22 protein-coding genes are annotated in these 25432 nt (G+C 74.3%); 13 read left to right on the top strand and 9 right to left on the bottom strand.

The features are described 5' to 3' along the window. Positions 1–29: 29 nt before the first annotated feature. The 7 genes from OG550_RS30305 to OG550_RS30275 all read left to right on the top strand — a co-directional run bounded on the left by OG550_RS30305 (position 30) and on the right by OG550_RS30275 (position 5058). Positions 30–680 carry a TetR/AcrR family transcriptional regulator gene (locus tag OG550_RS30305; protein ID WP_327682906.1) on the top strand — a complete coding sequence of 217 codons (651 nt, stop codon included), beginning with the start codon at positions 30–32 and terminating at the stop codon, positions 678–680. Positions 681–923: 243 nt separating this feature from the next. Next, positions 924–1772 carry an alpha/beta fold hydrolase gene (locus tag OG550_RS30300; RefSeq protein ID WP_327682904.1) on the top strand — a complete coding sequence of 283 codons (849 nt, stop codon included), beginning with the start codon at positions 924–926 and terminating at the stop codon, positions 1770–1772. 94 nt (positions 1773–1866) lie between these two features. Continuing rightward, positions 1867–2241 carry a MerR family transcriptional regulator gene (locus tag OG550_RS30295; protein WP_327682902.1) on the top strand — a complete coding sequence of 125 codons (375 nt, stop codon included), beginning with the start codon at positions 1867–1869 and terminating at the stop codon, positions 2239–2241. 143 nt (positions 2242–2384) lie between these two features. Further along, positions 2385–4028: a BCCT family transporter gene (locus OG550_RS30290; protein ID WP_327682900.1), complete on the top strand. Its 1644-nt coding sequence runs from the start codon at positions 2385–2387 to the stop codon at positions 4026–4028. Positions 4029–4167: 139 nt separating this feature from the next. Beyond that, on the top strand, positions 4168–4347 hold the full coding sequence (locus OG550_RS30285) for a hypothetical protein (RefSeq protein ID WP_327682898.1): 180 nt from the start codon (positions 4168–4170) through the stop codon (positions 4345–4347). Between the two features lie 40 nt (positions 4348–4387). Beyond that, positions 4388–4666, top strand: coding sequence for a hypothetical protein (locus OG550_RS30280; RefSeq protein ID WP_327682896.1), 279 nt, complete (start codon positions 4388–4390; stop codon positions 4664–4666). Continuing rightward, positions 4666–5058, top strand: a complete 393-nt coding sequence (locus tag OG550_RS30275; protein WP_327682894.1) for a PIN domain-containing protein — start codon at positions 4666–4668, stop codon at positions 5056–5058. The genes OG550_RS30280 and OG550_RS30275 overlap by 1 nt, the downstream gene beginning before the upstream one ends. A gap of 3 nt (positions 5059–5061) precedes the next feature. Here OG550_RS30275 and OG550_RS30270 read toward each other — a convergent pair whose 3' ends face one another. Next, positions 5062–7041 (bottom strand): DUF2398 family protein, encoded by a 1980-nt coding sequence (locus OG550_RS30270; protein WP_327682893.1) that lies wholly within the window; start codon positions 7039–7041, stop codon positions 5062–5064. A gap of 295 nt (positions 7042–7336) precedes the next feature. On the opposite strand from OG550_RS30270, the gene OG550_RS30265 reads away from it, so the two are divergent. Beyond that, positions 7337–8116, top strand: a complete 780-nt coding sequence (locus OG550_RS30265; RefSeq protein WP_327682891.1) for a lysoplasmalogenase — start codon at positions 7337–7339, stop codon at positions 8114–8116. Between the two features lie 101 nt (positions 8117–8217). Here OG550_RS30265 and OG550_RS30260 read toward each other — a convergent pair whose 3' ends face one another. The 7 genes from OG550_RS30260 to OG550_RS30230 all read right to left on the bottom strand — a co-directional run bounded on the left by OG550_RS30260 (position 8218) and on the right by OG550_RS30230 (position 16058). Beyond that, the gene (locus tag OG550_RS30260; RefSeq protein WP_327682889.1) at positions 8218–8832 is read right to left on the bottom strand and encodes a hypothetical protein; all 615 of its coding nucleotides are present in this window, start codon (positions 8830–8832) and stop codon (positions 8218–8220) included. Between the two features lie 153 nt (positions 8833–8985). Then, entirely contained in the window at positions 8986–9789 is an 804-nt protein-coding gene (locus tag OG550_RS30255) for an exodeoxyribonuclease III (RefSeq protein ID WP_327682887.1), read from the bottom strand. A gap of 129 nt (positions 9790–9918) precedes the next feature. Further along, positions 9919–11724, bottom strand: a complete 1806-nt coding sequence (ggt, locus tag OG550_RS30250; protein ID WP_327682885.1) for a gamma-glutamyltransferase — start codon at positions 11722–11724, stop codon at positions 9919–9921. 293 nt (positions 11725–12017) lie between these two features. Beyond that, entirely contained in the window at positions 12018–13124 is a 1107-nt protein-coding gene (locus OG550_RS30245) for an ROK family glucokinase (protein ID WP_442906098.1), read from the bottom strand. Then, on the bottom strand, positions 13121–14017 hold the full coding sequence (locus tag OG550_RS30240; RefSeq protein ID WP_327682884.1) for an ATP-binding cassette domain-containing protein: 897 nt from the start codon (positions 14015–14017) through the stop codon (positions 13121–13123). Before OG550_RS30240 ends, OG550_RS30245 begins: the two co-directional genes overlap by 4 nt. Then, positions 14014–15045 carry an ABC transporter permease gene (locus tag OG550_RS30235; protein WP_327682883.1) on the bottom strand — a complete coding sequence of 344 codons (1032 nt, stop codon included), beginning with the start codon at positions 15043–15045 and terminating at the stop codon, positions 14014–14016. The genes OG550_RS30240 and OG550_RS30235 overlap by 4 nt, the downstream gene beginning before the upstream one ends. After that, complete coding sequence (locus OG550_RS30230; RefSeq protein WP_327682881.1) at positions 15042–16058, bottom strand: substrate-binding domain-containing protein; 1017 nt, start codon at positions 16056–16058, stop codon at positions 15042–15044. The genes OG550_RS30235 and OG550_RS30230 overlap by 4 nt, the downstream gene beginning before the upstream one ends. A gap of 310 nt (positions 16059–16368) precedes the next feature. On the opposite strand from OG550_RS30230, the gene OG550_RS30225 reads away from it, so the two are divergent. Beyond that, on the top strand, positions 16369–17538 hold the full coding sequence (locus OG550_RS30225) for an alpha/beta hydrolase (RefSeq protein ID WP_327682879.1): 1170 nt from the start codon (positions 16369–16371) through the stop codon (positions 17536–17538). Between the two features lie 152 nt (positions 17539–17690). On the opposite strand, the gene OG550_RS30220 is transcribed toward OG550_RS30225, so the two are convergent. Continuing rightward, on the bottom strand, positions 17691–19283 hold the full coding sequence (locus OG550_RS30220; protein WP_327682877.1) for a PucR family transcriptional regulator: 1593 nt from the start codon (positions 19281–19283) through the stop codon (positions 17691–17693). A gap of 423 nt (positions 19284–19706) precedes the next feature. Here OG550_RS30220 and OG550_RS30215 point away from each other — a divergent pair, with 423 nt between their 5' ends. The 4 genes from OG550_RS30215 to OG550_RS30200 all read left to right on the top strand — a co-directional run bounded on the left by OG550_RS30215 (position 19707) and on the right by OG550_RS30200 (position 25335). Beyond that, positions 19707–20594 (top strand): FAD binding domain-containing protein, encoded by an 888-nt coding sequence (locus tag OG550_RS30215; protein ID WP_327682875.1) that lies wholly within the window; start codon positions 19707–19709, stop codon positions 20592–20594. After that, positions 20591–21079, top strand: coding sequence for a (2Fe-2S)-binding protein (locus OG550_RS30210; protein WP_327682873.1), 489 nt, complete (start codon positions 20591–20593; stop codon positions 21077–21079). The genes OG550_RS30215 and OG550_RS30210 overlap by 4 nt, the downstream gene beginning before the upstream one ends. Next, entirely contained in the window at positions 21076–23529 is a 2454-nt protein-coding gene (gene pucD / locus OG550_RS30205; RefSeq protein ID WP_327682872.1) for a xanthine dehydrogenase subunit D, read from the top strand. The genes OG550_RS30210 and pucD overlap by 4 nt, the downstream gene beginning before the upstream one ends. Before the next feature lie 318 nt (positions 23530–23847). Then, entirely contained in the window at positions 23848–25335 is a 1488-nt protein-coding gene (locus tag OG550_RS30200; RefSeq protein WP_327682870.1) for an NCS2 family permease, read from the top strand. Positions 25336–25432 lie beyond the last annotated feature (97 nt).

The following is a 25432-nucleotide window of genomic DNA, read 5'->3' as shown; positions in this document are numbered from 1 at the left end:
GAGCGGCCCCGGCCCGTATCATGGTGCGGGTGACCAAGGTTGACCTGTCACCACGGCCGGTGGAGGCGATGTCTCCGCGTCAACTCGAACGCCGCGAGAGTCTGATCGCGGCCGCGCTCGCCCTGGTGAACGAGATCGGCGTCGAGCGGCTGCAGATGAAGCAGGTCTGCGAGCGGTCCGGAGTCGCCCTGGGGACGGCGTACCGCTACTTCTCCTCCAAGGACCACCTGCTGGCCGCCGCCATCGCCGAATGGCACCGGCTGCTGCTGGCCGACCTGGTGGTGGAGCTACGCGGACCGCGCGCCGGCCTGGGCACCACCGACCGGGTGGTGCGGTTCGTCCGCGGCGGGATGCGCGCCTACCAGCGCCAGCCCGAACTCGCCCGGCTCCGGGTGGCCGTCGCCTCCTCCACCGACCCGTTCGCCAGCGAGGCCCTCCAGGGCATGGCCCGGGCCGACAGTGCCGCGCTCCAGGCGGTGATGGCCGAGGTCCCGGCCGCCGCGAGCGACCTCGTGCGGCACATCGTCGGCCACGCCTGGCAGGGCGAGCTGACCGCCTGGGTGACCGGCCGGACCACGCTCGGCGACGCCCGGCGGCGGCTGGAGGACGTGGTGCGGCTGGTGCTGACCCCGTACGAGACGCCGTACCCGGCCCCGTACGAGGTCCAGTCCAGCGCCTGAGGCCGGCGGAGCCGGGGGGGGTCGGGCCGCTCCGGGCGCCGGCCGGGGCTCCGGCGCGCCCCGTCGTCGGCGCCGACCGCCGCCGGAGGGCGCCGCGCCCCCGCGGCCCCCGCTCCGGGCGGCCGCGGACGGCCCGCGGCGGCGAACCGGGCGGCTCCTTGACCTTCACACCGGTGTCAACTCCTAGCGTGCGGAGCGGGCCGGCCACCCGGCCGGCCCGACCACCCGCACAGGAGCACCGCCATGACCACCCCGAAGGCCGCCCCCGCCCCGCTCGCCCGGATCGTCCGGGGCTCCGGCCCGGGCCTGCTGCTCGCCCACGGGGCGGGCGGCAGCGCCCGGGACAACTGGGGCCCGCTGCTCGACGACCTGGCCGCCCACCGCACCGTCGTCGCCCCCGACTACCCCGGCTCCGGCGACAGCCCCGACGAACCGGGCGAGCGCTCGCTCGACGAACTGGCGGACCGCCTGGTGGCCGCCGCCGACGCCGAGGGCCTGGCCGAGTTCGACCTGGCCGGCTACTCGCTCGGCGCCGCCGTCGCCGTGCGGGCCGTCACCCGCCACCCCGGGCGGGTCCGCTCGCTCCTGCTGCTCGCCGGGGTGGCCGGCGGATCCCGGCGGTTCCGGCTGCTGGCCGACCAGGCGGTCGCCCTGGCCGGGCAGCCGGCGCTGCTGGCCGTCCAGACCCTGACGGCGGGGTTCGGCCGCACCTGGCTCGACGCCCTCCCGGCCGAGGAGTTCGCCGCCCTCCGGGCCGCCCTGGCGGCGGCCCCGGTGCCGGCCGGGTTCCGCTGGCAGTTCGACCTGGCCGCCCGGGCCGACGTCCGCGCCGAGCTCGCCGCCGTCGCCGTACCGACCCTGGTGATCTCGACCACCGAGGACGGCCTGGTGGCGCCGGAGCAGCACCGCGCGCTGGCCGAGGGCATCCCCGGCGCCCGCTGGGCCGAGCTGACGGCCGGCCACCTGCCGATGGTCGAGCAGCTGCCCGGGCTGCGGCAGCTGGTGCTGGACTTCCTCACCGGCCCGGCCGCCGGAACCGGTCAGGCCGTCCGCACCGCCCGGTCCTCGGACACCGGCCCGGCCGCCGGGTAGCGCCCACCGCCGGACGCCGGGGCGGCCCCGCCCGGCCCGCCCGCGCCCGCGCCCGTAGGGGAACACCCCGGCGGGGCACGGCGTTCGCCCCGTCATGCGCATCGGAGAACTCGCCCGCCTGACCGGGGTGTCCACCCGCCTGCTGCGGTACTACGGGGAGCAGGGCCTGCTCCGACCGGCCCGCTCCGCCGCCGGCTACCGCGAGTACGCCGAGGAGGACGCGATCCGGGTGCGGCAGATCCGCAGCCTGCTGGCAGCGGGCCTGTCGACCCGGGTGATCGCGAGCATCCTCCCGTGCGCCCACGGCCCGGTCCCGGCCCTGGAGGCCTGCCCCGAACTGCTCGACACCCTCCGCGGCGAGCTGACCGAACTCGACGCCCGGATCGGCGAGCTGACCCGCAGCCGGACGGCCCTCGCCGGGTACCTGGACGCCGCCCTGCCCCCGGTGCACGAGTACGCGGCCGCCTGACGGACCGCCCGCCCGACGCCCCGTCACCTCGTCCTCCCCGGCGTGCCCTCCCCCGCCTCCCCGCGGGAACTGGACATAGTACGACATGTATCCCTTTTCCGATCATGCCGTCGACCAGCCAGTACGCCGCGAGAGGTACCCCCATGACCAGTCAGCCGCCCGAGCCGCCGGACGAACCCGCCGCCACCCTCCCCGTCGACCGGGCGGTGTTCGGGATCAGCGCCGTCCTGGTACTGGCGGTCGTCGCCTGGGGCGTCTTCGCCGAGGACTCGCTCGGCCGGACCTCCAGCAGCGCCCTCGGCTGGGTCCTGCACAACTTCGGCTGGCTCTTCATCGTCGCCGCCGACGTCTTCCTCGCCCTCGCCGTCCTGCTCGCCTTCAGCCGCTTCGGCCGGATCCGGCTCGGCCGCGACGACGACGAACCGGAGTTCTCCACCCTCGCCTGGATCGCCATGATGTTCAGCGCCGGCATGGGCATCGGCCTGATGTTCTACGGCGTCGGCGAGCCGCTCCAGCTGTGGGCCAGCCCGCAGCCCGGCTCCGGCCTGGAGCCGCAGTCCGCGGCCGCCGCCCAGCAGGCGCTGGAGTTCTCGCTCTTCCACTGGACCCTGCACCCCTGGGCGATCTACGCGGTCTGCGGCCTCGCGCTCGCCTACACCACCTTCCGCAAGGGCCGGGGCAACCGGATCTCCTCCGCCTTCGTCCCGCTGATCGGCCGGCGCGGCGCCGACGGCTGGCCGGGCCGGGCCATCGACATGCTCGCCGTCTTCGCCACCGTCTTCGGCTCGGCCACCAGCCTCGGCCTCGGCGCCCTCCAGGTGGCCGACGGCCTCGGCTACGTCTCCTCGGTCGAGAACACCGAGCGCACCCAGCTGATCGTCATCGGCTCGCTGAGCGCGGCCTTCGTCGTCTCCGCCTTCTCCGGCGTGCACAAGGGCGTCAAGTGGCTCTCCACCGCGAACGTCGTGCTGGCCTCGCTGATCATGCTCTTCGTCTTCGTCTTCGGCCCGTCCGTCTTCGTCCTGGACTCGATCCCCTCCACCGTCGGCGGCTACCTCTCCGACCTGCTCGCCATGTCCACCCAGACCGGGGCCTTCACCGACGAGAGCTGGCTCGGCACCTGGACCATCTTCTACTGGGCGTGGTGGCTCTCCTGGGCGCCGTTCGTCGGCACCTTCATCGCCCGGATCTCCCGCGGCCGCACCGTCCGCCAGTTCCTGGTGGGCGTGCTGCTGGTACCCAGCGGGGCCACCGTCTTCTGGTTCTGCGTGATGGGCGGCACGGCCATCCGACTGGACAGCACCGGCGCCGCCGACCTCGTCGCGACCATCCCGCAGGGTGCGGAGGCCTCGCTGTTCGAGATGCTGCGCTCACTGCCGCTCGGCTCGGTGACCAGCGTGGTCGCGGTGCTGCTGGTGATGACCTTCTTCATCACCAGCGCCGACTCCGCCTCGCTCGTCCTCGGCTCGCTCTCCAGCCGCGGGTCGCTGCACCCGCGCACCTGGCTGGTGGTGGCCTGGGGCGTCCTGATGGGCGGGGTCGCCGCCGCGCTGCTGCTGGCCGGCGGACTCACCGCGCTGCAGAACGCCACCATCCTGGTCGCGCTGCCGTTCGTCGTGGTGATGCTGCTGCTCTGTGTCGCCCTGGTGAAGGAGCTGCGGGAGGACCCGGCCGCCGGACCCTCCCGGCTCCACGCCGCGCACGGCCTGCGGGACGCCGTCCGGGTGGCCGTCGGCGAGGCCCTCGCGGACGCCCGGAACGGCGGCCGGCGTCCCCCGTCCGGGTGAACCATCACGCCCCGCCCCCACCCCGGGGGCGGGGCGTGACCTGCGGCTTCGCCCGTGTCGCCCAAGCCGACGCCCGCCCCCCACCCGGACTTCACCCGCACGTAGCGACCGTTCATGCCACCCTGGAACGCTCCCTGTCATGAACGCCAACCCTCCGGCGACCCTCCAGGATCCGCGCTTCCCCCTGCCCAAGCGCCACCGCCGATTCCTGGCCTGCGCCGCCGTCCTCGCCTCGCTCGCCCTCGGCACCCTCAGTGTCGGCGCCACCGTGGAGACCGTCCGGCACGACACGGTGGCGACGGCCACGGCCAGCCGGTGATGTGACCGGGGTCACGCGGAGGCGTGGTATGGTCACCGGTATGGCCACCACCAAGAAGTACACCGTGACCCTGCCCGAGGAGCTCGCGGAGGAGATCCGCTCCCTCGTCGGCCCCGGCGAGTTCAGTCGCTACGTCACGCAGGCCATAAGGCTCAAGCACGAACAGGACCGGCTCGCGGAGTTCGTCGACCGCTGGGAGACGGAGTACGGCCCGGTACCGGACGACGCCCTGACCCGGGCCGAGGAGGAGCTTCGCGAGCTCCACCGCCGTCATGCCGAGCGCGCCAACCCGCCCCAGCCGATGCAGCGGGCCAGCTGATGAACTTCACTCATGTACTCGACTGCGAGGCGCTCTCCCGGGCGGTGAACGGCGATCCCCTCATGGGCGCCCGGATCAAGGCCGCGAGTCAGCAGGGAATCCGGGTCGTCACGAGTTCGATGACCCTGGTGGAGAGCTACCACAAGAAGGTCAACCGCCCGCTCTGGCAGTGGATGCTGTCACGCATCACCGTCGAACCGGTCACCGAGGAGATCGCGGGCGAGGCGATCGCGCTGCTCGCCGATGCGGGCCTCCATGGCCACAAGTACGCCATTGACGCCGCCCTCGCCGCCATCGCGGTGCGGCAACACGGTGCGGTGACGATCTTCACGTCCGACCCCGACGACATGACCATGCTCTGCGGCAGCCGGATCGAGATCGTCCGCGTCTGACCCTCACGCGTGCTGTTCGGCCCTCGGGGACGCCGGGGCGGGGATGGTGACCTCGGGGTCGCGGCGGGAGTGGCGGCCGGTGCCGGGGGCCGGCAGGAGGTCGGGGGCCGGGGCGTAGCGGGCGGCGGGGGCCCGCAGGAGCCAGCCCGGGGGGCGGGTGCCGCGGGGGGCGGGGGTGATCAGGCCCATCCGGTGGAGCAGGTCCAGCGCGTCGCGGCGCAGCGCCGTGCGGTCCGCCAGGTAGTCGCGGCGCCAGCCGGCCGGGAGCCCGTACTCGTCGGCGATGTCGCCGAGGACCCCGTCTATCAGCGCGTCCGGGACGGACACGTCGGTGTCGGCGGCCTCCCCGGGGAGCGGCCGGACCTCCTCCACCAGGCGTTCGACCAGCAGCAGGGCCGCCTGGGCGAGGGTGCCGGCGCCGGGCGGCGCGAGGTCGGTGAGCTCCTCGGCGGGGTCGAGCAGGGCGACGCCCTCGGCACGGTGCTCGGCCTCCAGGCCGAGGAACTCGGCGAGCGCGGCCGGGCCGGAGTGGCGGTGGTCGCACAGCCAGGCGCGCTGGTCCTCGGGCAGGTCGGTGGCGAGCACGACCGGGGTCTCGGCGAGCCGGCGGCGGACGGCGGTGCCGGGTTCGGCCTCGGCGGCGCGGCGGACCAGCTCGGCGGCGTCGGCGGCGAGCGCGGGCGGGCCGGCCGGGACGGCGCGGGCGAGCTCCCGGTCGACCGTCAGGACGGCCTCGCCGTCGGCCGGACCGGCCGGGCGGCCCGGGTCCGCCGGAAGGTCGGCCAGCACCTGCCAGTCGGCCAGCGCGGCGAGCGCCATGCCGAGGTCGGCGCGCGCGGCGTCCGGCGCGGACGCGGCGTCCGGGCCCGCGGCGCGCATCGCGGCCAGCAGCACCCCGAGCGGCAGCCGCTCGGGCGCGTCGACCAGCAGGGCCAGCGCGAGCGCCAGCTGGGCGTACCCGCCGGGGGTGAACGGCGCACCGGTGACCGGGTGTTCGAGGCGGCGGGTGCACCCGGAGCCGAGGCCCGCCTTGTGCAGACGGGCGTGCCAGGGGCCGACGACCAGGCGGTAGCCGAGCAGGGTGTCGAACCGCTCGGTGAGCCAGTCGCGGTGACGGCGGATCAGCGGGAAGCCGTCGGCGTGCGGCCCGGAGGCGGTCACCAGCGGGTGGGCGAGCAACAGCCGGGCGGCGATCCGTCGTTCGGCGGCCGTGGTGGCGGCGGAGCGGTCCTGCGTCGCGGCGGCCGCGCCCCGGGTGCGTTCGGGCTTGCGGTGCTTGCCGGGCCTGCCCGGCTTGGCGCCCGAGAGGACGACGGGGAGCGCGCCGGCGTCCCGGCGGGCGCGGCGCAGACCGCGGGCCGGCCGGGCCTCGCGGGTGCGCAGCGGCACGGGGGTGTGGGCGGTGGGGCCGTGCCACCAGCTGACGTCCGCCGCCGGCTCGGGCCCGGCGGGGGCGCCCGGGGCGAGCGCGGCGGGGGTGGACTCCGGCCCGGCGGGGGCGGGTTCGGCCGGCACCGGCCCGGCGGGCCCGGGTGCGACGGGTGCGGGTATGACGGGTGCGGCAGGTGCGACGCCCGCCGCGGGTACCGGTGCCGCGGGCGCGCCGAAGTGACGGGCCGGGTAGAGGCCGAAGGCGGCGGCGCAGAGGTCGTCGGCGGCGGCCCGGTCGGCCCGGGCGAACCACTCGGCGAGCCGGAGCAGCCCCGGGTCGGGCGAGAGCACGAGCCGGGGAACGGACATCGGGTCGGATACCGGAGCGGAGCCGCCGGGAGCGGCCTCGGCGCCCCCTTGCGGGGCGTCAGCTCCGTTCGCCGCCAAGGCATCGGACGCGGGCGCGGACAGCGGCGGGGGCGTGGTGGCGGGGGCGGGGGCGCGTACGACGACGACGGCGTCGGTGGCGCCTCGCCCCGCTCCGCCCGCGCGCCCGTCCGCCGTGCCACCGGTCACCCGCGCGGTGCCGGTCGCGTACTCCTGCTGCTCCATGTCGTGGACCAGAGTAGACGGTGGGGGCTGCCGCCGTGGCAGCTACCGGGTCCCCGGGCGGCCGAACCGTGTGTCACCTCGCACCCGGCGCCGGTGCGCCGCCCGCGCGGCGGTCCGGCCCGGTGCCCCACCCCCCTCGCGACCGGAACCTACGCACGGGTAACAATCTCTTCCATGCCCTGCGCCGGTCGCCTATCGTGCCCGGCACGGGCCGACCCGCCCCCGCCGGACCCCCGCTCCACCCGCTCCCCGCTCCCCGCTCCCCGCTCCCCGCCCACCCGGAGGACACCACCGCATGAGCATCCGTACGACCACCCGCGCCGTTCTCGGCGGCCGCCTGCGTTCGGCCACCGGACTGCTCACCGGCTTCGCCGCCACCTCGGCGGCCCATCTCGGCGCGATCCTGAGCGACACCCCGGCGCTCCGGCACGCCACCAAACCGGCACTGATGCCGCTGCTGGCCGCGCACAGCGTGGCCGACGCCGAGGCGGCGGGCCGGCGGGCGCCGAAGCTGCTGGCGCCCGCACTGCTGCTGAGCGCGGGCGGGGACGTGCTGCTCCAGCTCGGCGACGACACCGCGTTCCTGGCCGGCATGGGCTCGTTCGCGGCGGCGCACGTCTGCTACGTGACGATGTTCGTCGGCCAGGGGGCGCTCACCGAGCGGCGCCGGGCGCTGCTGGTGGCGGCGGCGTACGCGGCGGCCTGGGCGACGATGGTCGGCCGGCTCTGGCCGGACCTCGGGGACCTCCAGGTGCCGGTGGCCGGGTACAGCCTGCTGCTCGCCTCGACGGCCGTCGCCTCGGCCGGGCTTGGCCTGCGGACCGGGCTGGGCGGGGCGCTGTTCCTGCTCTCCGACACGCTGATCGCCACCAAGCTGGCCAAGTGGCGGGAGCTGCCGGGGCACCAGTTCTGGATCATGGCGACGTACATCCTGGCGCAGTACCTGCTGGCCACCGGCGCGCTCAGGGCCGCCGCCGACGCCGCGGACGCCGAGAGCGCCGAGGACGCGGCGGGTGCGCCGGGTGCTTGGGGCGCGCCGGTCACGCGCTACGCCGGAGGCCCGGCGACGGCCTGACGACCCGGCGCCCCGACCGCCGGGCGGACGGCCGACAGGGGTGCCGCCGGACGGTCCGTCCGGCGGCACCCCCGAGCGAACCGCTCCGGTGCGGCTCCCCTTCAGGCGGACCCGTCGCCGGCCCGCCGGCGCAGCAGCCAGAAGCCGCCCACACCGCCGGCCACCAGCAGTACGCCGCCCGCGAGCTCCATCGGGTCGGCCGCCACCGAGCCGCCGAGGCCGGTCTTCACCGCGCCGTGCGGGGCGACCTGCTGGCTGCCCGCGCCGGACTGCCCGAGCGACCCGGCCCACTCACCGGCCGCCTCGCTCCACCCGCCCAGCCCGGACGGCGTGGAACCGGCCCCGGAGGACGAGACCGTCACCGTCGTCACGGTGACGGTCGTGGCGAAGGAGCCGCCGTCCGGGCAGGTGCCGTCGACCTTGTTGTCACCGCCGTACTTGCCCGCCAGCCGGGCGGAACCGGTGTGCTTGCCGTCCGAGCCGAGGGTGAGGGTGGCCGGGCCGCCCTCGAAGGCCTGGGAGTTGGCCTTGATGGTCTTGGCCTCGGGCTTGTCGGACTTCTCGCAGGAGACCGTGACCGTCACGGTCTGGCCCGGTGCGGCCTGGGACGGGCTGACCGTGGCGGCACCGTCCTTGGCCAGCGCGGTGGGAGCCGTCAGGCCGGTCAGCACCGCTGCGCCGATCAGGGCGGCGGCGGCCGTACGCGTGGGGCGCATGCCGGAACCTCCGGGATTCTCGGGCGCAGCCGGGGACTCGGATGTCCTCGTGATCGAACAACTACACCCGGTTACTCACCGACGGTAGGCACCCCTCCCCCGCCCGGCCACCGCTCGGGGCCGTTCGGGGGAGGGGCCGTCACCCACCGTGACTCAGAGATCGAGGTCGACGACGACCGGGGCGTGGTCCGAGGTGCCCTTGCCCTTCCGGGCCTCGCGGTCGACGTAGCTGTCGGTGACGGCGTCGGCGAAGGGCTTGTTGGCGTAGGTCAGGTCGATCCGCATGCCCCGGTTCTTCGGGAAGGCCAGCTGGCGGTAGTCCCAGTAGGTGTAGGGGCGGTCGTACTTGAGCGGGCGGGGCACCACGTCGTGCAGGCCGGCGTCGTCCAAGGCCGCCAGCGCGGCCCGCTCGGCGGGGGTGACGTGGGTCAGGCCCTCGAAGGCGGCGACGTCGAAGACGTCCTCGTCGCTCGGGGCGATGTTGAAGTCGCCGAGGACGGCGAACGGGCGGGAGCCGGCCGCGTCCTCCAGCGAGGCCAGCCGCAGCGCCTCCAGCCACTCCAGCTTGTAGCGGTAGTGGGCGTGGTCGACCTCGCGGCCGTTGGGCACGTAGACGGACCAGACCCGGACCGGTCCGCAGGTGGCGGCGATGGCGCGCGGCTCGACGTCGGGCAGCAGGGCGTCGTCGGCGAGGTAGCCGGGCTGGCCGGGGAGGTCGCGGACGACGTCCTCCAGGCCGAGCCGGGAGACGATCGCCACGCCGTTCCACCGGCCGGTGCCGTGGGCGGCGGTCTCGTAGCCCAGCTCGCGGACCTGCTCGTACGGGAACGCGTCGGCCGCGCACTTGAGCTCCTGGAGGCAGAGCACGTCGGGCTTGGCGCTCTCCAGCCATTCGAGGAGCTTGGGCAGCCGCGCGGTGACGGAGTTGATGTTCCAGGTGGCGATGCGGACGGTCACGGCGGGCGGCCTTCCCGATGGCGGTGCGGACGAGGGGTGGACGCCCTGGCAGGCGTCCACCCCGAATCTACCGAACGGCACCGACAGACCGGCCCGGCCACGGACCGGCCACGGCCCCGGCCAGGGGCGTCAGGGGGCGGGCCGGACCACCGCCGCCGAGCCGCCGCCGCGGCGCACCGGTTCCGCGGCCGCGACCCAGCGGCCGTCCGGCAGCCGCTCGACGCCGGTCGCGGCACCGATCTCGGGCGTGCTCGCGAACACGTGGCCGAGCGCCTCCAGCCGGGCCCGTTCGGGCAGCGACAGGAAGGCCGGCTCCGCCTGGGTGGCGGCCGTGTTGCGCTGGCTGGCGCGCGGCGCGGCGATCGCCTGCTCCAGGCTCAGCCCCCGGTCGAGGCGGCCGAGCAGCACCTGGAGGGTGGTGGTGATGATGGTCGCGCCGCCGGGCGAACCGGCCGCCAGCACGGGCTCGCCGTCCCGCAGCACGATCGTGGGCGAGAGCGAGGAGCGCGGCCGCTTGCCGGGGCCGGGCAGGTTGGGGTCGGGAACCCCGGGCACGAGCGGGGTGAAGTTGAAGTCGGTCAGCTCGTTGTTCAGCAGGAAGCCGCGGCCGGGGACGGTGATGCCGCTGCCGCCGGTCTGCTCCAGGGTCAGGGTGTAGGAGACCACGTTGCCCCAGCGGTCGGCCACGGTGAGGTGGCTGGTGCTCAGGCCCTCGTACGGCTCGGCGGCGGGTGCCACGCCGTCGCTCGCGCAGTCGGCGGGGTGGCGCGGGTCGCCGGGCGGGAGCGGGCTGGTGAGGGCCCGGTCGGGGCTGATCAGGCAGGCGCGGGAGGCGGCGTAGCGCGCCGAGAGCAGCTCCCGCACCGGGACGTCGTTGAAGGCCGGGTCGCCGACCCAGCGGTTGCGGTCGGCGAAGGCGATCCGCGAGGCGTCCAGGAAGTGGTGGTAGTACTGCGTGGCGTCGTAGCCGCCGAGTTCGCCGTCCTCCAGGATGCCGAGCGCCTCGCCGACGGTGGTGCCGCCGGAGCTGGACGGGGCGATCGAGTAGAGGTCGTAGTCCCGGTAGGCGACGTGGGTGGGCTGCTGACGGCGGACCTGGTAGCCGGCCAGGTCGGCGGCGTCCACCTTGCCCGGCCGGGCGGTGCGCCCGGAGGCCGGGTCGACCGGCGGGTGCTGGATGGTGCGGACGATGTCGGTGGCGAGGTCGCCCTGGTAGAGCGCCCTGACGCCCTCCCGGCCGAGCTGGCGGTAGGTGGCGGCCAGGTCCGGGTTGCGGAAGGTCGAGCCGACGACGGGGAGCGCGCCACCGGGCAGGAAGAGCCGGGCGGTGTCGGGGAAGTCCTTGAACCGGGCCTGGTTCAGCGCGGTCTGGTCCTGGAAGGTCTGGTCGACGGTGAAGCCCTGCTCGGCGATCCGCTGGGCGGGCTTGAGCGCCTCGGCGAAGGGGCGCTTGCCCCAGAGCCGGACGGCGGTCTCCCAGGTCGCCGGGGAGCCGGGGACGCCGACGGAGAGGCCGCTGGTGACGGCGTCGGCGAACGGCAGCGGCTTGCCGCCCTCCAGGAACAGCGACTCGTCGGCGGTCCGGGAGGCCACCTCGCGGCCGTCGATGGTGTGCACCCGGCCGGTGTCGTGGTCGTAGTAGACGAAGTACCCGCCGCCGCCGATCCCGGCCGAGTACGGCTCGGTGACGCCGAGCGCGGCGGCGACGGCCACGGCGGCGTCCACCGCGTTGCCGCCCTTGCGCAGCACCTCGATCCCGGCGGCCGTGGCGTCGGCGTCCACGCTGGCCACCGCGCCGCCCCAGCCCACCGCCTCGGGCACCTTGGCGGGGGCCGCCGCCGGGGGCGCGGCCGCGCCGGCCGGCCCGGCGACGACCGTGCAGACCAGCGCCGTGGCGAGCAGCAACGGCGGGACGATTCGGGCCAGCGCTCTCATCCGGGGTCCTCCTGGGTGACTGAGTGGACGTCAACTCCGTTGTTTCACGAGAGCCATGACCCCGACAACAGGGCCGCGGCACTACCAACGGGTAGTTGACGCAGCAGTCGTCCCGAAGAGACGGACGATCACGTTCCTGATTCGTTCGGACCGGAGAGGATGAGCAGCCGCCCATGTGACCGACGGCTTGTGCGTGCGCCCGCGGGCTCCCCGCACGGAGGGCGCCGACGCACCGGCGGAGCGGTGGGCGGACCGGGTCGGCCCACCGCTCCGCGGTGTCCTCCGGGTGCCCGCTACGGGACGGTGCGCTCGACCCGGCGGCGCTTGATGGTGCGGAAGCGGCGGGCGACCTGGCGGGCGAGGTCGGCGGCGCCGACCAGGCCGGCCTCGTTGCCGAGGGCGGCGTGGACGATGACCGCCTCGGGGCGGAAGCCGCGGCCGGTGAGGGTGCGGCGGAAGGCGTCCCGGGCGGGGCCGAGCAGAAGGTCGCCGGCCTCGGAGACGCCGCCGCCGACGACGAAGCGGCCCGGGTCGAGGGCCGCGGCCAGGTTGGCGATGCCGACCCCGAGCCAGGTGCCGACCTCGTAGAGCAGTTCGGTGGCGGTCGGGTCGCCGGCCCGGGCGGCCTCGGTGACCAGCGGGCCGGTGATGCCCTCGATCACGCCGCCGGCCCGCGCCAGCAGCGGCTGGACCACCGGGGACTCCTCGGCCACCAGTTCGCGCGCGTCACGGACCAGCGCGTTGCCGGAGGAGTACTGCTCCCAGCAGCCCCGGTTCCCGCACGGGCACCGGTGGCCGCCGGGCACCACCTGCATGTGCCCGAACTCGCCCGCCAGCCCGTACCTGCCCCGGTCGACGAAGCCGTCGCGGACGACGGCGCCGCCGATGCCGGTGCCCAGGGTGAGCATCACCATGTGGTCCTCCCCGCGGCCGGCGCCGAACCGCCACTCGGCCCAGGCCGCGGCGTTGGCGTCGTTCTCGACGATCACCGGGAACCGCAGCCGCTCGCTGAGCGCCTGCTGGAGCGGCTCGTTGCGCCAGTTCAGGTGCGGGGCGAAGAGCACCGTGGCGCGGTCGGCGTCCACCCAGCCCGCCGCGCCGATGCCGACCGCGTGGACGTCGTGCCGGTCGGAGAGCTCCAGCACCAGCTCGACGATGACGTCCTCGACCACCTTGGGGCTCTTGGACTTGTCCGGCGTGTCGGTGCGCAGCTTCTCCAGCACCTTGCCCTCGCCGTCCACCACTCCGGCGACGACCTTGGTGCCCCCGATGTCGACGCCGATGGTCGGCAGCCGCAGCAGGCCGGCGGGCAGCGCCCGGCGGCGGCGCTCGGCGCGGGGGCCGAGGCCGAGCAGGGTCGGCAGGACCGGCGGCCGGGTGGTGGCTTGGGGGCTGGTCACGGCTGCGGGCGCTCCTCACGGGGGTCGGGTTCGGGGTCGGTGGTGCGAGGGCCGGGCCCGGGGGCGGGACCGGACCCGGGGGCGGCCGCGCGGCCGAGCTCGTGGGAGAGCTCGGCGAGGTCCGAGCCGCCGGCCATCTCGGTGGTGAGCTGTTCGAGGCCGATCTCCGCCCGGGGGTGGCTGCCCGCCATCCGGCCCCGCTTGAGCAGGGTGAAGTGGTCCCCGACCAGGTAGGCGTGGTGCGGGTTGTGGGTGATCAGCACCACGCCGAGGCCGGCGTCCCGGGCGGCGGTGACGTACTTGAGCACCACGCCGGACTGCTTGACGCCGAGCGCGGCGGTCGGCTCGTCCAGGATGAGCACCCGGGCGCCGAAGTGCACGGCGCGGGCGATCGCGACGCACTGCCGCTGGCCGCCGGAGAGGGTGCCGATCGGGCGGTCGACGTCGGGCAGGTCGATGCCCATGTCGGCGAGCGCCCGCCGGGTGGTGGCCCGCATGCCGTCGGCGTCCAGCCACAGGCCGCCCCAGCGCTTGTACCCCTGTTCGGAGCCGAGGAAGAAGTTCCGCCAGACCGGCATCAGGGGGACCACCGCGAGGTCCTGGTAGACGGTGGCGATGCCGCGGTCGAGGGCCTGGCGCGGCGAGTCGAAGCGGACCTCCTCGCCGCCCACCGTGAAGGTGCCCTCGTCGTGCCGGTGCAGCCCGGCGATGATCTTGATCAGGGTGGACTTGCCGGCGCCGTTGTCGCCGAGCACGCAGCTGATCTCGCCGGAGCGCAGGGTCAGCGAGACGTCCTCCAGCGCGCGGACGGTGCCGTAGGTCTTGCCGACGCCTTCGAGGGCGAGCAGTTCGGCGCCCGCCCCGGGCGCGGCCGTCGTGTCCGGCGCGGTCATCGCGGCCCCCGTTCGGCCCGGCGCTTCACCCAGGAGTTCAGCAGGGCGGCGAGCAGCAGCATCGCGCCGAGGAAGAACTTGAACCAGTCCGGGTTCCACTGGGCGTAGATGATGCCCTTGCTGGCCATGCCGAAGATCAGCGCCCCGAGCGCGGAGCCGGCCACCGAGCCGTAGCCGCCGGTGATCAGGCAGCCGCCGATGACGGCCGCGACGATGTAGATCAGCTCGTTGCCGACGCCCTCGCCGGACTGCACGGTGTCGAAGGAGAAGAGCAGGTGCTGGCCGAGCACCCAGGCGCCGAAGCCGACGAACAGGTAGAGCACCGTCTTCGTGCGGGCGACCGGGACGCCGACCGCGCGGGCCGCGGCGGCGTCCCCGCCGACCGCGTAGACCCAGTTGCCGAACCGGGTGCGCAGCAGCACCCAGCTGCCGACGACCAGCAGGCCGAGCCACCACCAGACGGTGGCCTTGATCGTCAGCCCGCCGACGGTCACCTCGGAGGCGAACAGCCAGCGGCAGGAGGCGAAGCCCTCCATGTCGGAGATCGGCTTGGTGGAGACGGTGCCGGAGACCAGCTTGGTGACGCCGAGGTTGGCGCCGGTGAGCATCAGGAAGGTGCCGAGCGTGACGATGAAGCTCGGCAGCCTGGTGCGGGCCAGCATCCAGCCGTTGAACAGGCCGACCGAGAGCGTGACGCCCAGGGAGACCAGCACACCGACCCAGGTCACCGCGGTGAGCTGGTAGGACACCATCGACGAGGTGAGCGCGGCGGTGGTGACCAGCACGCCGGCCGACAGGTCGAACTCGCCGCCGATCATCAGCAGCGAGACCGGCACCGCCATGATCCCGATGGTGGACGCCGCGTACAGCACGGTGCCCATCGAGGAGACCCGCAGGAACGGTTCGGCGACGGCGGCGAAGACCAGGAAGACCGCGGCGGCGGCGATCAGCGCGCCCAGTTCGGGCCGGGCGGCGAGCCGTCGCAGCGCCGCCGGGCGGTCCTGGGCCAGGACGTCGGGGGTGCTCAACGCGTCCCCCTCGCCACGTACTCGGCGAGCGCGTCGGCGTCCTTCCGGGTGAGGATCTGCGGGCCGGTGGCGACCGGCTTGCCCCCGCCGAGCATGTCGAGGTTGGAGCGGTAGAGCCAGAGCAGGTCGACGCCCTCGTAGCCCTGGAGGTAGGGCTGCTGGTCGACGGCGAAGCCGACGGCGCCGGACTTGAGGCCGGACACCACCTGGGTGCCCAGGTCGAAGGTGTCGAGCTCGACCGGGCGGCGGGCGTCCTGGACCGCCTGGAGACCGGTGGCGGCCATCGGGCCGGAGAGGGTCAGCACGGTGTCGATGCCCTGGTCGGACTGGAGCTTGGCGGAGACCGCGGCGCGGGCGTCCGGCATGTTGACGCCGTCGACGTAGAGCACCTGGAAGGACCCGCCGGAGGTGGCCTGGGCGCCGGAGCAGCGCTGCTCCTGCCCCACGTTGCCCTGCTCGTGGATCACGCACAGGACGTTCTTGCGGCCCCGGGCCGCCAGCTCGGTGCCGGCCGCCTGTCCCGCGGTCGACTCGTCCTGGCCGATGTGGGTGAGCGCGCCGAAGCGGGCCGAGAACTCCTGGCCCGAGTTGATGGTGATCACCGGGATGCCGGCGGCCCTGGCCTTGCCCAGCACGTCGGCCATCGCCTCGCCCTTGGCCAGGGTGACCAGCAGGCCGTCGACCTTCTGGTCGATGGCGGCCTGGACGAGCTGGACCTGGTTCTGGGTCTGCGCGTCGTTGGAGTACAGGAAGGTGATGTTGTCCTTGGCGGCGGCCTGCTCGGCCCCCTTGCGCACGGTGTCCCAGAAGGCGTCGCCGGCTCCCGCGTGGGTCACCATCGCGACCTTCCAGCGGGGCGTGGTGACGGCGCCGCCGGCGGCCGAGGCCTTGGCGCGCGCCTGCTCGGCGCGTCTGCCTCCGGTGCTGCTGCAGCCGGCTACGGCGACCACGAGGGCCAGGACGGCGCAGGCGGGCCAGAGCCGGCGGATGGGACCAGTGCGGGTTGTGCTCATCCCCATAGTCTCGCTGCCCGGCGGACGCGACTTCGCACCGCCTCGCCCGGCGGCCGGATCCGTACGGGCGGTATCGTGCCCTGCGGGGGATTCCTGGGAGTCCGCTGGAAGCAGCGTCCGGGCAGGGTCTGCCAGGGTGGCAGACTAGGGCGGACCCGAAAAGGGAGCAGCACGTAAACGTGATGTTCCTCTCAGGTTTCGCACAGATTCGGACGGCAACCGATCCCCGTTTCAGGCCGTCTGATGCCATTGAGGCGGCGTTCCGGGCGAGTGGGGCCCGGACGGTTTCGAACCCGGATACGAGAACTTCATGCAACTGACAGGTACACCATTCTTCGTCTGCACGGTCATCCTCGTGCCGATCTCCATCGCGGTGGCGATGGTGCTCTGGGGCAGGGTCCGCGGGCCGAAGCCGGTGCGCGTCCTGTCGAGGCTCGCCATGCTGGTGTTCTGCCAGGCCACCGCCGTGATCATGGTCTTCGTCATGGTCAACAACGCCAACCTGATCTACGGCAGCTGGGACGACCTGCTCGGCACCGGCAAGCACGTCCGGGCGGTGCCCGTCGTCCCGCCGGCCGACCCGGCCCCGAACGGTGCGCCGACCGCCGGAGCGACCCCGGCCCCCGGGGCGGCCGCACCGGCCGGGGACGCCAAGCCGCCGGCCAACAAGGTCCAGCAGGCCTTCCGCGGCGTCGACGACCCGAAGGTGCCGGGCGACGTCCAGAAGACCGACCTCAAGGGCCAGCTGTCGGGCGTCGACGGCGAGGTGCTGGTCTGGCTGCCGCCGCAGTACAACGACCCGGCGTTCAAGGACAAGAAGTTCCCGGTCGTCGAGCTGATCCCCGGCTACCCGGGCTCCTCCTCCACCTGGTACGGCACGCTCAAGGTCTCCGAGCAGCTCAAGCCGCTGATGCAGCAGGGCAAGGTGGCGCCGTTCATCCTCGTCTCGCCGCGCACCCTGCTGCTGGGCAACCGCACCGACGCCGGCTGCACCGACGTGCCGGGGAAGGTCAACGCCGACACCTGGCTGACCCGGGACGTCCCGCAGATGATCCTGGACAACTTCCGGGCCGACCCGTCCGCCGACCGCTGGGCGATCGCCGGCTACTCGGCCGGCGCGCACTGCGCCTCCAAGCTCTCGCTGGCCCACCCGAACCGCTACCGGGCCGGCGTCAGCCTCTCCGGCTACAACGACCCGGCGACCGAGAAGGACTCGCTGGTCGGCAAGGACCCGGCGCTGCGCGAGGCCAACAACCCCGTCAACCTGGTGAAGCACGCCGCCCAGCCGCCGAAGGTGGCGCTGTACGTCTCCGGCAACAAGGGCGACGGCTACGAGGACGGCCAGGCCATCGCGTCGGCGGCCAAGGCGCCGACCACGGTCCAGGTGGTCGAGACCACCGGCCCGCACTCCAGCGACGTCTGGAAGGACATGGTGCCGGGCGTGTTCGAGTGGCTGACCGGCGTCATCCCCGTCCAGTAGGGCCCGCAGGGCACCCGCACCCGCACGCGGACACGGCGAGGCCCCCGGAGCGCGTGCTCCGGGGGCCTCGTCGTGTCCGGGGCGCCGGCCGGCCCGGGGGGCGCGGGGGCGCAGGCAGGCGGGGCGCGGGTCAGGTGCGGGCGGGGCGCGGGTCAGGCCAGTTCGAGCGCCAGGTAGAAGTCCACCCGGTCCTCCAGCCGGGAGAGGTCACGGCCCGTCAACTCCTCGATCCGGCCGATCCGGTAGCGCAGCGTGTTGACGTGGACGTGCAGCTGCGCGGCGCACCGCGTCCACGAGCCGTCCGACCGGAGGAACGCCTCCAGGGTGCGGACCAGGTCGGCCTGGTGCTCGATGTCGTAGGCGATCACCGTGTCCAGCAGCCGGCTGCGGAAGGCCCGCCGCACCTCGTCCGGGACGGCCGCCAGCAGCAGCACGTGCGAGGCCAGCTCCTCCGGCCCGGCCACGCAGACCCGGCCGACCCGGGAGGCGGCGATCCGGCGGGCGTGCCGGGCCTCCTCCAACGCGCCGCGCAGGCCGCCCGCCTCGGGGGCCGGGGCGGAGACGCCGAGGGTGATCCGGCCCTCCGAACCGAGCCCGGCGTCCAGCGGGGCGAGCAGGTCGCGCAGGCTCTCGGCCGGGACGGCGCTGTCCAGCGCGGGCATCACCACCACGGCGCCGGTGCCCGCCCCCGCGACCAGCGCACGGTCGGTCACGGCGTTGAGGGCTTCCTCCAGGATCGCCCGAACGGCCCCCTCGGGCAGGCCGGTGCCCTCGGCGCTGAGCACCAGCCAGGAGCCGTCCGGCGCCTGCGCCCTGGGCTCGGGGCTCTCGTAGCGGGCGGCCATCGCCGAGGACGCGTACAGGGTGCGGCTGATCTCCGCCGGGTCGGCGTCCCGCTGGAGCAGGGCCAGCACCTCGTCGGCGAGGCGCCGGCGCAGCCGGCGGCCCTCGTCGCGGCGGTGCCGCTCGGCGGCGACCAGCCGGGCCAGGTTCTCGGCGAGCTGCTGGCGCTTGCCGGTCCACTCGGTGACGTCGCCGGCGACCGCCAGCACCCAGTCGGCGAGCGGCGCCTGCGCGTCGGGGGCGGCGGGCGCGGGCAGCAGCGAGTACGGGCCGACGGCCAGCCGGGCCCGGTGCGGCGGGCGGCGGCGCTGGCGCTGGGCGGCGAGGTGGGCGCGGACCAGCTGGTCGCGGTCCTCGGCGGGGAGCCGGTCGACGGGGCCGGCGATCACCGCGCCCGTCGGGGTGAGCACCCAGCAGTCGAGGTCGAGGTCGCCGCCGAGCAGGTCGAGGACGGCGTCGAGGCCCCCGCCGCCCGCCGCGGAGACCAGCAGCCGGTGCCGGTCGACCAGGGCCGCCAGGTCGGCGGCCCGGTCGGCGGACACCTGGCGGCCGACGAACTCGGTGACCGTGCCGAAGGCGATGTCGTCGGGCACGGCCAGCAGCGGCATCCGGTGCCGGCGACAGGCCTCCACCAGGTCCTCGGGGACCGGCCCGACCTCGGCCTCGCCGGCCGCGAGGGCGACCGCCCCGCCCGCCACGATGGTCCGCACGAACCGCTCGGAGTCGGTCGGTGCCGTCCGCCAGAGCATGCCGGTGAGGACCAGCTCGCCGCCGTGCAGGTACCGGCCCGGGTCGTGCAGGTCGGTCGTCATCACGCCGCTGACCTGCCGGTCCAGCTCGTCCTCGGCCGCGAGCAGGCGCAGGCGCGGGGCGCCGGGGGCGAGCAGGTCACGGACACGCATCCGCGGGCTCCTAACGGGCTGGGGGGAGGGGGAACGGAACCGGGTGCGCCGGTCCGGGGTGACAGTGTGCCCGAACACGCGTGCTCGGTGTTACGTCCCAACGGGTGCCCGGATCACGGGGCCGTGGCTCGGGAATCACGGCCGGATTACGGTCATAGGTAGCACCCCGCGCACGGCTGGGCTGCGGCGTCGTTCTCCTTAGAGGAACGTACAGGATGCCGGGCGGGACCACAGCCGGGGCTTCATGCCATCGGTGACTGCCAGTGGGCCCCGTCACAGCGGTTCACTGGCCACACGCCGCCGGACACACGCCGGTGACCGGGGCCCGACGCGAAGGCGACGACGCGGCGAGCAGGGCCCGAACACACGGCCCGGGCACTGTGCCCACCCGTCCGGCCGGCAACGACTTGAGGAGACACCCGCATGGAGTTCCTTCGGCCCTCCACCTGGGACGAGGCGCTCGCGGCGAAGGCTGAGTACCCGGCCGCGCTGCCCATCTCGGGCGGCACGGACGTCATGGTCGAGATGAACTTCGACGTGCACCGGCCACCCGCGATTCTCGACCTGAACCGCGTCACCGAGCTCACCGAGTGGACCGACGACGGGCAGGTCGTCCGGCTCGGCGCCGCCGTCCCCTACAGCCGGATCATCGACGAGCTGTCCGGCCCGCTGCCGGGCCTCGCGCTGGCCGCCCACACCGTCGGCTCCCCGCAGATCCGCAACCGCGGCGGCGTCGGCGGCAACCTCGGCGCGGCCTCCCCCGCCGGTGACTCCCACCCGGCGCTGCTGGCCGCCGGCCGCGACGTGTTCGTCGAGGCGGCCTCGGTGCGCGGCACCCGGCTGATCCCGATCGACGACTTCTACGTGGGGGTCAAGCGCAACTGCCTGGAGGCCGACGAGCTGATCCGCGCGGTGCGGATCCCCGTCGCGGACGGCCCGCAGCAGTTCTCCAAGATCGGCACCCGCAACGCGATGGTGATCGCGGTCTGCGCGTTCGGCTTCGCGCTGCACCCGGGGAACGGCACCGTCGGCACCGGCATCGGCTCGGCGGCCCCCACTCCGCGCCGCGCCGTCGAGGCCGAGGAGTACCTGCGCGGCGTGCTCGCCGAGCGCGGCCTCTGGGAGACCGGCGAGCTGCTGGGTTCCGAGGTGGTCCAGCGGTTCGGCGAACTGGTCAAGGCCGCCGCCTCCCCGATCGACGACGTCCGGGGCACCGCCGACTACCGGCGGCACGCGCTCGCCGTGATGGCGCGGCGCACCCTCACCTGGACCTGGAACGACTACCGCAAGCAGATCAGGAGCGCGGCATGAGGGTCACTTTCACCGCCAACGGCAAGCCGGTCGAGGCCGACGACGTCTGGGAGGGCGAGAGCCTGCTCTACGTGCTGCGCGAGCGGGTCGGCCTGCCCGGTTCCAAGAACGCCTGCGAGCAGGGCGAGTGCGGCTCCTGCACGGTCTACCTGGACGGCGTGCCGGTCTGCTCCTGTCTGGTCGCGGCCGGCCAGGTGCAGGACCGCGAGGTGCGCACCGTCGAGGGGCTCGGCGGCGAGGACGGCGGGCTGGGCCTCGTCCAGCAGGCGTTCGTGGACGCCGGCGCCGTCCAGTGCGGCTTCTGCACGCCGGGCCTGCTGGTGCAGACCGACGCGCTGCTGGAGCAGGAGTCCCAGCCCTCCGACTCCGACATCCGGGAGGCGCTGTCGGGCAACCTGTGCCGCTGCACCGGCTACGAGAAGATCATGGACGCGGTGCGGCTGGCGTCCGCCCGCAAGTGCGCGGGCAAGGCGGTCGCGGAATGAGCACGAAGTCGAGCACGAAGCCGAGTACGGAGCCGGACGTGTCGGGCGCGACGCCGGACGCGCGGTCGGGCGCGCGGACCGCCGCCCGGACCATCCAGGGGCAGAAGAACCTCCAGGACATCCGGCAGGCCAGCAAGGACGGCATCGGCGGCTCGCCGCTGCGCCCCGACGGCACGCTGAAGGTGCGCGGCGAGTTCGCGTACTCCTCCGACCTGTGGCACGAGGACATGCTCTGGGGCATGGCGCTGCGCTCGCCGCACCCCCGGGCGAACATCCTGAGCGTGGACGTCTCCGAGGCGCTCGCCGTACCCGGCGTCTACGCCGTCCTCACCCACGAGGACATCCCCGGGGCGAAGTACTACGGCCTGGAGATCGCCGACCAGCCGGCCCTGGCGATCGACAGGATCCGCTACCACGGGGAGGCGATCGCGCTGGTCGCGGCCGACCACCCGGAGACCGCCCGGCGCGCGGTGAAGAAGATCAGGGTCGAGTACGAGGTGCTCACCCCGATCGTCACCGAGGAGCAGTGCCTCGACCCGGCGACGCACGGCTACGTGCACGAGCCGCACGAGTACAAGTCCCACGCCCACGGCAACATCTGCCACGAGCAGCGGCTGGTCTCCGGCCTGGGCGTGACCGACGAGGTGCGGGCGCTGGCCGACGTCGTCGTCTCCGGCACGTACGAGGTCGGCATGCAGGACCAGGCCTTCCTCGGCCCGGAGTCCGGGCTGGCCGTGCCCGCCGAGGACGGCGGCATCGACCTCTACATCGCCACCCAGTGGCTGCACGTGGACCGGCAGCAGATCGCACCGGTGCTCGGCCTGCCGGAGGAGAAGGTCCGGCTCACCCTGGCCGGCGTCGGCGGTGCCTTCGGCGGCCGCGAGGACCTGTCGATGCAGATCCACGCCTGCCTGCTGGCCCAGCGGACCGACAAGCCCGTCAAGATCGTCTACGCCCGGGACGAGTCCTTCTTCGGCCACGTCCACCGCCACCCCGCGCGGATGTTCTACGAGCACGGCGCCACCCGGGACGGCAGGCTGGTCTACGCCGACGCCCGGATCGTGCTGGACGGCGGCGCCTACGCCTCCGCCTCGCCGGCCGTGGTCGGCAACGCCGCCTCGCTCGGGCACGGCCCGTACGTGATCCCGAACGTCCGGATGCACGCCATCGCGCTGTACAGCAACAACCCGTCCTGCGGGGCGATGCGCGGCTTCGGGGCCGTCCAGGCCGCCTTCGGCTACGAGACCCAGATGGACCGGCTCGCCGCCGAACTCGGCATGGACCCGGTCGAGTTGAGGCAGCTCAACGCGGTGAAGCAGGGCGACCTGATGCCCACCGGCCAGGAGATCGACGCGCCCGCGCCGGTCGCCGACCTGCTCCAGCGGGTCAAGGACATGCCGCTGCCGCCGCCGCTCGACCTCGACGACCTGGACGTCCGCCAGCTGCCCGGCGCGCTCTCCAACACCTCGCACGGCGAGGGCATCGTGCGCGGCGTCGGCTACTCCGTCGGCATCAAGAACGTCGGCTTCTCCGAGGGCTTCGACGACTACTCCACCGCCCGGGTCCGGCTGGAGGTCATCGGCGGCGAGCCGGTCGCCCTGGTGCACACCGCGATGGCCGAGGTCGGCCAGGGCGGCGTCACCGTCCACGCGCAGATCGCCCGCACCGAACTCGGCGTCGAACAGGTCACCATCCACCCGGCCGACACCGGGATCGGCTCGGCCGGTTCCACCTCGGCGTCCCGGCAGACCTACATGACCGGCGGCGCCGTCAAGCTCGCGGCCGAGGCCGTCCGGCACGCGCTGATCGAGAAGGGCCGGCGCCGCTACGGCTGGACCTGGAACGACATCACGCTGACCGGCGGCAAGGTGGTGTCGGCGGCGGCCGGACCGCTGGTCTCCATGGTCGACCTGCTCGGCGACGACGCGATCGACCTCACCCGGGAGCACCACCACCGCCCGACCGTGCCGTTCGACAAGGAGACCGGGCAGGGCTTCGGCCACGTCCAGTACACCTTCTGCGCCAACCGCGCGGTGGTCGACGTGGACGTCGAACTCGGCCTGGTCAAGGTGGTCGAGCTGACCGCCGTCCAGGACGTCGGCAAGGCGCTCAACCCGCTCTCCGTGGTCGGCCAGATCCAGGGCGGCTGCACGCAGGCGCTGGGGCTGGCCGTGATGGAGGAGATCATCGTCCGGGACGGGAAGGTGCGCAACGCCTCCTTCACCGACTACCTGATCCCGACCATCCTGGACACCCCGCCGATCCCGGTCGAGATCCTCGAACTCCCCGACCCCAACGCGCCGTACGGGCTGCGCGGGGTGGGCGAGGCGCCGACCGTCTCGGCGACGCCGTCCATCGTGGCCGCCATCCGCAACGCCACCGGCCTGGCGCTCCGGCGGATCCCGGTCCGGCCCGAGCACCTCACCACCGAACGGCCCGGGGCGCTCTAGCCGCGGGCCCACGGACCTCCCCGGGGCGGCGACCGTCTTCCCCGCCGCCCCGGGGCGCACCACCGGCACATCCCCGCACCTCCTGCACCACCTCCTGCGCCGCCTCCTGCACCACGGACACCACCCGCATGTCCCGGTGGCGCCCGCACCCCCGCACGCCCCCGCACCACGGTCCGCCGCCTCCCACGCCGGGGCTCTGCGGCGGACCGGCCCACCCGCGCACCCGTGAGTCGAATCGTCCCCCTGTGCCACACCTCCATTGACTGGCTGTCAGGTCGGCTCGCCCACCCCAACCCCCTTTGACACTTGGGAGTGGACATGACCAGGATCCCCACGGAGCCCGGCACCACTGAAGACAGACCCTCCGAGTCCACCGCGGACGACACCCCCACGTCGGCCCCGGCGGCGCCCGGGAACGCGCTGGACGCCTACTTCAAGATCTCCGCCCGGGGATCGAGCCTCGCCAACGAACTCCGCGGCGGCGTCACCACGTTCATGGCGATGGCCTACATCATCCTGCTCAACCCGCTCATCCTGAGCGGCGCCGACGCCACCGGCGCCACGCTGGACCACGCCGCGCTCACCACCGCCACCGCGCTCGCGGCGGCGGTCACCACGGTCCTGATGGGCCTGGTCGGCAACGTGCCGCTCGCCCTCGCCGCCGGCCTCTCGGTCTCCGGCGCCGTCTCGGCCCTGGTCGTCCCGCACACCACCTGGCCGCAGGCGATGGGCCTGTGCGTCATCTACGGCCTGCTGATCGTGCTGCTGGTCGTCTCCGGCCTGCGCGAGAAGATCATGAACGGCATACCCCTGCCGCTCAAGCACGCGATCACCATCGGCATCGGACTCTTCGTCACCGTCATCGGCCTCTTCAAGGCCGGGTTCATGCACACCGGCGGACCGACCCCGCTCTCGCTCGGCCCGACCGGCGAACTCGCCGGCTGGCCGGTGCTGGTCTTCTGCGTCACCCTGCTCGCCATCTTCGTCCTGATGGCCCGCAACGTGCGCGGCGCCATCCTGATCGGCATCGCCGGCGGCACCGTCCTCGCGGTGGTCGTCAACAAGGCCGCCGGTGTCCCCGCCGAGGCCTGGCGCAACTCCGTACCGGTCTGGCCCGGCTCCCCCGTCTCCGCCCCCGACTTCAGCCTCTTCGGCGACGTCGACCTGTTCGGCGCCTTCGGCGGGCAGGGCATGGGCGCGATCAGCGCCTCGGTCGCCGTCTTCACCCTCGTGCTCGCCGGGTTCTTCGACGCGATGGCCACCATCATCGGCGTCGGCACCGAGGCCGGTCTCGCCGACAAGCGCGGCCGGATGCCCGGGCTCTCCAAGGCGCTGTTCATCGACGGCGCCGGCGGCGCGGTCGGCGGCCTCGCCGGCGCCTCCGGGCAGACCGTCTTCGTCGAGTCCGCCACCGGCGTCGGCGACGGCGCCCGCACCGGCCTCGCCTCCACCGTCACCGGCGGGCTCTTCGCCCTGATGCTGTTCTTCTCCCCGCTGGCCGGCATCGTCCCGGTCGAGGTCGCCTCCGCCGCCCTCGTCGTCATCGGCTCGATGATGATGAGCCAGGCCCGGCACATCGACTGGTCCGACCGCGAGGTCGCCATCCCCGCCTTCCTCACCTGCGTCCTGATGCCGTTCACCTACAGCATCACCGCCGGGGTCGCGGCCGGGGTGATCTCCTACACGGTGATCAAGGCCGGGCAGGGCAAGTGGCGCGAGCCCGGCGCGCTGATGTGGATCCTGACCGCCGTCTTCGTCGTCTACTTCGCGCTCACCCCGGTCAAGTCCTGGCTGGGCGTGCACTGACCGACCCGTCCGGAGCGGTACCGCCGCCGTACGGGATCGTTCTCCCGTACGGCGGCCCGTCCCGCCCGTCGGCCCGTCCCGTACGGCGGCCCGTCCC

This window comes from Kitasatospora sp. NBC_00458 (assembly GCF_036013975.1).
In the GTDB taxonomy this organism is placed as follows: domain Bacteria; phylum Actinomycetota; class Actinomycetes; order Streptomycetales; family Streptomycetaceae; genus Kitasatospora.
Note: the sequence above shows the minus strand (reverse complement) of the source record. Positions and strands in the feature narration are given on the sequence as shown.